Raw genomic sequence first — 6000 nt, 5'->3', positions numbered from 1 at the left:
CGCGGCACCGGTGCCCGCCGCCGAACCGAACGCGGGAATGACACAGGGTGCCGGCCAGGTACGGAACATGTGGCCGGACATCCTGGAGGCCGTGAAGAACCGCCGCCGGTTCACCTGGATCCTGCTCAGCCAGAACGCCCAGGTCACCGGTTTCGACGGCACCACCCTGCAGATCGGCTTCCTGAACGCGGGCGCGCGCGACAACTTCACGAGCAGCGGCAGCGAGGACGTGCTGAGGCAGGCCCTCGCCGAGCGGTTCAACGCACAGTGGAAGATCGAAGCGATCGTCGACCCGTCGGGCGGTGCGGGCGCACCCCCGCAGACCGGTGGCGGCCGCCCCTCCGCCGTCGCATCCGCGCCGCAGCGTCCGGCCCCCGCACCCCAGCAGAGTTACGAACCCCGGTCCGCCCCCGCCCCGCACCAGCAGCCGAGCCCCGCACCCGCCGCGGAGCCCGCACCGCGGTCGTACTCCGCGCCCGAACCCCCGCGATCGGTCGCTCCCGAGGACGACACCCCGGAGGCGGACGACCCGGACCTCGTCGACTCGGCGCTCTCCGGGCACGACCTGATCGTCCGCGAGCTGGGCGCCACGGTCGTCGAGGAGTTCACCAACGAGTAGCGCGAGCCGGGCGGGGGCGCGGTACACCTCACGGACTGTCCACGGAGCGGCGTCCGTCAAGGCCGCCGCGCCCCGGCGGCTAGGCTGCACACCGTGAAGGTCCTCGTCATCGGCGGCGGCGCCCGCGAACATGCCCTGTGCCGCTCTCTCTCCCTCGACCCCGACGTCACCGCTCTGTACTGCGCTCCCGGCAACGCCGGCATCGCGGAGGTGGCCGAACTGCACCCGGTCGACGCACTCGACGGCGACGCCGTCGCGCGCCTCGCCACTGATCTGGGCGCCGAGCTGGTGGTCGTCGGCCCGGAGGCGCCGCTCGTCGCCGGCGTCGCCGACGCCGTGCGTGCCGCGGGCATCCCCTGCTTCGGCCCGTCCGGTGAGGCGGCCCAGCTGGAGGGCTCCAAGGCGTTCGCCAAGGACGTGATGGCCGGGGCAGGAGTCCCGACCGCCCGCAGCTACGTCTGCACCACCCCCGCCGAGATCGACGCCGCCCTCGATGCGTTCGGTGCCCCGTACGTCGTCAAGGACGACGGTCTCGCCGCCGGCAAGGGCGTCGTCGTCACTGACGACGTCGAGGCGGCCCGCGCCCACGCCCTGGCCTGCGACCGCGTGGTCATCGAGGAGTTTCTCGACGGTCCCGAGGTCAGCCTCTTCGCGATCACGGACGGCACCACCGTGCTGCCGCTCCAGCCCGCGCAGGACTTCAAGCGCGCCCTGGACAACGACGAGGGCCCGAACACCGGCGGCATGGGCGCGTACTCCCCGCTCCCGTGGGCCGACCCCAAGCTGGTCGACGAGGTCCTGCAGTCGGTGCTCCAGCCGACCGTCGACGAACTCCGCCGCCGCGGTACCCCGTTCTCCGGGCTGCTCTACGCGGGCCTGGCGATCACTTCGCGCGGAGTCAGGGTGATCGAGTTCAACGCCCGTTTCGGCGACCCCGAGACCCAGGTGGTCCTGGCCCGTCTGAGGACTCCGCTGGCCGGTGTCCTGCTGGGCTCCGCCAACGGCACCCTGGACGAGCTGCCCCCGCTCAAGTGGCGCGACGAGGCCGCCGTCACCGTGGTCATCGCCTCGCACAACTACCCGGGTACGCCGCGCACGGGTGACCCGATCCACGGCCTCGACGACGTGGCGGCGCAAGATGCCCCGCATGCGTATGTCCTGCATGCCGGGACCAGGCGCGACGGCGACGAGATCGTCAGCGCGGGCGGGCGGGTGCTGTCCGTGACCGCGACCGGCAAGGACCTCGCCGGCGCCCGTGAGCGCGCCTACACGGCGGCGGCCCGGATCCGGCTCGACGGATCGCAGTTCCGTACGGACATCGCCCAGAAGGCCGCGGAGGCCTGAGACCGGAACGGTACGGAGAACGGTACGGAACGGCACGGACTGCTGGAACGGAACCGGCAGGACGGGAGTCCCCCCGGACCGTACGGGTCCGCCCCGGGCCGGGGCACGGAGCCGGGTACGTCACCCGATCCGCCCGTGCCCGGCTGCGGTTCACGTCCACCCCCTGAACCCCCGTCGACACCCATGGACGCGCCGCTGCCCCAAGGACTGCGGCGCGTCAGCACCTTTGCCCAAAGCCATTCCATCGAGTGACGGCTGAGCTATCCGGATGACGCCCGCCGAGGCCCCAACTAGGGTGCGGCGCAAGCATTCCGGCACTTGGCCCACTGGCATTGCGATGTCAGTGACGGGTGCCACAGTGGGGGAGTGAACAACACCGCCGCGGGGGCAGAGGGGGTGACGTCCGGCCGTGTCCGGTACCGGTACAAGTGAGGAGCTGGGCGCGCAGAGTGCGCGCGCCCGTGCTCTCGCTCTGCTGCGCATCCGCAGCAGAGCGACCGCCGCAGCCGTCCTGCCGGCGGCGGTGGCCGTCGTGCTGCTCGTCGCGGGTGCACAGGGCCGTGCCGTCGGCACCGGCTGGGACACGGCGCGCTGGGCCGTGACGGCCTGCGCGGTCGTCGTGCTCCTGCTCGCCGCAGTGGTCGCGGTCGCGATCGTACGGGCGAGGCCGGCGGTCAGCCCGACCGTCCCGCTCCCGGAGGACGCCGCCCCCGATCTCTACCGCCTGGTCAGGGAGCTCGCCGACCGGCTCGGGGTTCCCGCGCCCTCGGCGATAGCGCTCACGCCCGACTGCGACAGCTGGCTGGAGGACCGCACGCACCCCTCGGCGCAGCCCGCAGCAGGCCCCGGAGCGGATCCGCGAACGCGTTCCGCGGTCCGGACCCGCCGTAGGGTCCAGGCGGCGCCCGTGCTGGTCATCGGTTCGCCGTTCCTGTGGTGGATGCGGGTGGCGGAGCTACGGGCGGTGCTCGCCCCGGTCGTCGCGGGCACGGGCCCCTCCGCGCATCCCGACATAGCCGCGGCGCGTCGTTTCGTACGAGGGCTGGACGGAGCGGTCGCCGATGCGGCCGCGCCCGTTTCCGGGCCGCTGTCCCGGCTGCGCAGAGTGCCTCGGGCCTTCGTCGGCCGGGTCGCCCTGTTTCTGCTGCGCAGCTGTCGCACTCATGCCGCGGAGATGGAGCGGGGCGTCGCCGCCGCCGCGTCGGTTCGTGCACAGGGTGTGGATTACGGGCTGCGGATCGTCGCCCAGGAGCAGGTCGGCCTCGCCTACGCGGGCTGGGACCGGTTGCTCACCCGCGTCGCGCTGCCCGCCTGGCAGATGGGCCGCTGGCCGTCCCGGCTGGACGCAGGTGTCGTGTCCGCCCTCACCGAGCTCTCCCGTCGCGACCGGCTTGCCGACGGATTCGCCTCGCGGCTCGGTGAGCGCCCTGCCTGTGACCTCCTGGAGGAGCCGGGCGCGGCCGACGAGGCGGCATCGCTGCTGGCGGCACGGCTCTTCCACGGCGGCCCGGCGGAGACCGGTCCCGGCTGGTCGCCGGTCGACTGGCAGCAGTATCCGGAAGAGGTGGTCGACCGGAAGTGGCGCGCCGAGGCCGCACGGCTGCACCGTGTCCTCGACTCGATGGGGACGGCGCCCGCGTCAACCGGGGGCGGCTCCTCGGGCGATCCCGACTGTGCGGTATTTCCCATCGACGCCACAGTGCCCACGCTGGCCCGTGTCGTCGAGCATCTGGCAGGCCGGTGCGGGAGCGGCGAGGAGCTCGCGGCCGGGATCAGCGCCGCGGTGGCCCGTGAGGAGGCGGCGGCCCAACAGCCCCGGGCCGGCGGCGCATCGGGTCCGGTCGGTGTCCGGAGCGCCGCGCACTCGGGCGCGGACGTCCTGGACTTCTGGGGTCCCGTCCCCCTTCCGCTCTTCCCGCTCCAGCCACCTCGTACGGGTACGGAACTGCTCGCCGACCATGTCGCGGCGATGGTCTGCTGCGCCGCCGTCGACACGGCGGGTGCGGCGCCCGGACTCGACTGGCTCGACGGTCCCGCGCTGTTGGTCGGCGGTGAGCGCCGCGCGGATCTGGGCAGTCCGGTCCTCAGTCTGGTCGAGGACGGTGACGCGGGGCCGCTGCATTCCTGGCTCGCCTCGGTCGGCGTACGCACCGACAAACCCGTGCGTCTTGTCTGAACCATGGGCCTCGGCGGCCTCGACCGCAGAGCTGAACCACAGCATCCCCATCCTGCTCAGAGACAACGCCGCCGGGAGCACCGCACGCCCAATACCCGGAAGGAAGCGTTCCGTTCACGTCAATTAGCGACGAACGGTGACGGAGTGCATGCGTTATGTGATGTGCTGGGGATCGACGCTGACAGTCGTCGCATCACTGTTGGCGCATCAATGGCGCACGGCCGGTGACGATCGCTGTTGATCACCGGTGACGATCAACTCTGTCTCACTGTTGACTCGGGGGGCCAGAGGGAGGGAAGCGGTATGGGGGCGGAGCAGATTCGTCGATGGGAGTCGGGTGCCCTCGCGCACGCGGTCACCGACCCCTTCGGGCAGGGCCCGCTGCCCTGGCTGCGCGGCAGTGAGAACTACTTCGACGACACCGGACATGTCGTCCCCTGGTACGTGGACCCCACCCTGGCCCGCGGCTCCACCGACGGCGGCACCCGTACGGCCGACGATGTGCACCGCCAGATCAAGGGCTTCACCTCCACGGGCGCCGCGGCCCCCGGAGAGGCGATCGACTTCCACATCACCGTGGACCCGCCCCAGCAGTTCTCCGTGGACATCTACCGCATCGGTCACTACGGGGGCGACGGTGCCGCCAAGATCACCACGAGCCCCCGGCTCTCCGGCATCGTCCAGCCGGCCCCGCTCACCGCCGACCGCACGGTCTCCTGCCACCACTGGTGGCAGTCCTGGCGGCTGCAGATCCCCAGCTACTGGTCGATCGGCGCATACGTCGCCGTGCTCACCACGGTCGACGGATACCGTTCCCACATCCCGTTCACGGTCCGCGACGACCACCCGGCCGATCTCCTGCTGGTCCTGCCGGACATCACCTGGCAGGCATACAACCTCTACCCGGAGGACGGCCGCACCGGCGCCAGCCTCTACCACGCCTGGGACGAGCAGGGCCGCCTCCTGGGCGAGGAGGACGCCGCGGTCACCGTCTCCTTCGACCGCCCGTACGCGGGTGCCGGTCTGCCGCTCCACGTCGGTCATGCCTACGACTTCATCCGCTGGGCCGAGCGGTACGGCTACGACATCGCGTACGCCGACACACGCGATCTGCACGCGGGCCGCATCGACCCGGGCCGCTACCGGGGCCTGGTCTTCCCCGGCCACGACGAGTACTGGTCGGTACCCATGCGCCGTACCGCCGAACGCGCCCGCGACGACGGCACCTCGCTCGTCTTCCTCTCCGCCAACACCATGTACTGGCAGGTCAGCCTCTCCCCGTCGCCGTCCGGCGTCCCGGACCGGCTGCTCACCTGCCGCAAGCGCCGCGGCCCGGGCAAGCCCGCGCTCTGGCGCGAGATCGACCGTCCCGAGCAGCAGCTTCTCGGCATCCAGTACGCGGGCCGGGTCCCCGATCCGCACCCCCTGGTCGTACGGAACGCCGAGCACTGGCTGTGGGACGCGACGGGCGCCTGCGAGGGCGACGAGATCGACGGCCTGGTCGCGGGCGAGGCCGACCGCTACTTCCCACGCACCGCACTCCCCGAGCACGAGAGCCGCATCCTGCTCGCCCACTCCCCGTACCAGGACAGCGAAGGAGCCAAGCGCCACCAGGAGACCTCCCTGTACCGGGCCCCGTCCGGCGCACTCGTCTTCGCCTCCGGCACCTTCGCCTGGTCTCCGGCGCTGGACCGCCCCGGCCATGTGGACCCCCGCATTCAGCGGGCCACCGCCAATCTCCTCGACCGCATCTGCAAACGCGCCTGAAACGCCTCCGGGGCCACGGCACTCGGCGCCACGGACGCCCCCGCTCCGCCCCACCGCACCCCGATACGGGAGAATCGGTACGACTCCTGGATCA

The 6000-nt window shown here is 72.1% G+C and carries 3 protein-coding genes and 1 pseudogene; all 4 read left to right on the top strand.

Features of this window, described 5'->3' with window-relative positions:
* Window positions 1-619: pseudogene (locus GA0115254_RS08590) on the top strand (DNA polymerase III subunit gamma and tau); the annotation flags it as partial.
* Window positions 620-712: 93 nt separating this feature from the next.
* Window positions 713-1963 carry a phosphoribosylamine--glycine ligase gene (gene purD, locus GA0115254_RS08585; protein ID WP_093894681.1) on the top strand — a complete coding sequence of 417 codons (1251 nt, stop codon included), beginning with the start codon at window positions 713-715 and terminating at the stop codon, window positions 1961-1963.
* 409 nt (window positions 1964-2372) lie between these two features.
* Window positions 2373-4139, top strand: coding sequence for a M48 family metalloprotease (locus GA0115254_RS08580; RefSeq protein WP_093894680.1), 1767 nt, complete (start codon window positions 2373-2375; stop codon window positions 4137-4139).
* A 303-nt stretch (window positions 4140-4442) separates the two neighbouring features.
* On the top strand, window positions 4443-5906 hold the full coding sequence (locus tag GA0115254_RS08575; RefSeq protein WP_093894679.1) for a N,N-dimethylformamidase beta subunit family domain-containing protein: 1464 nt from the start codon (window positions 4443-4445) through the stop codon (window positions 5904-5906).
* Window positions 5907-6000: the final 94 nt, after the last annotated feature.

This window comes from Streptomyces sp. Ncost-T10-10d (genome assembly GCF_900091955.1).
Taxonomy (GTDB): domain Bacteria; phylum Actinomycetota; class Actinomycetes; order Streptomycetales; family Streptomycetaceae; genus Streptomyces.
This window is presented reverse-complemented; position numbering and strand designations above follow the sequence as displayed.

Bases quoted from the DNA above. Each gene is read 5' to 3' on its own strand.
- GA0115254_RS08575 (WP_093894679.1), top strand. From the start codon at position 4,443: ATGGGGGCGGAGCAGATTCGTCGATGGGAGTCGGGTGCCCTCGCGCAC.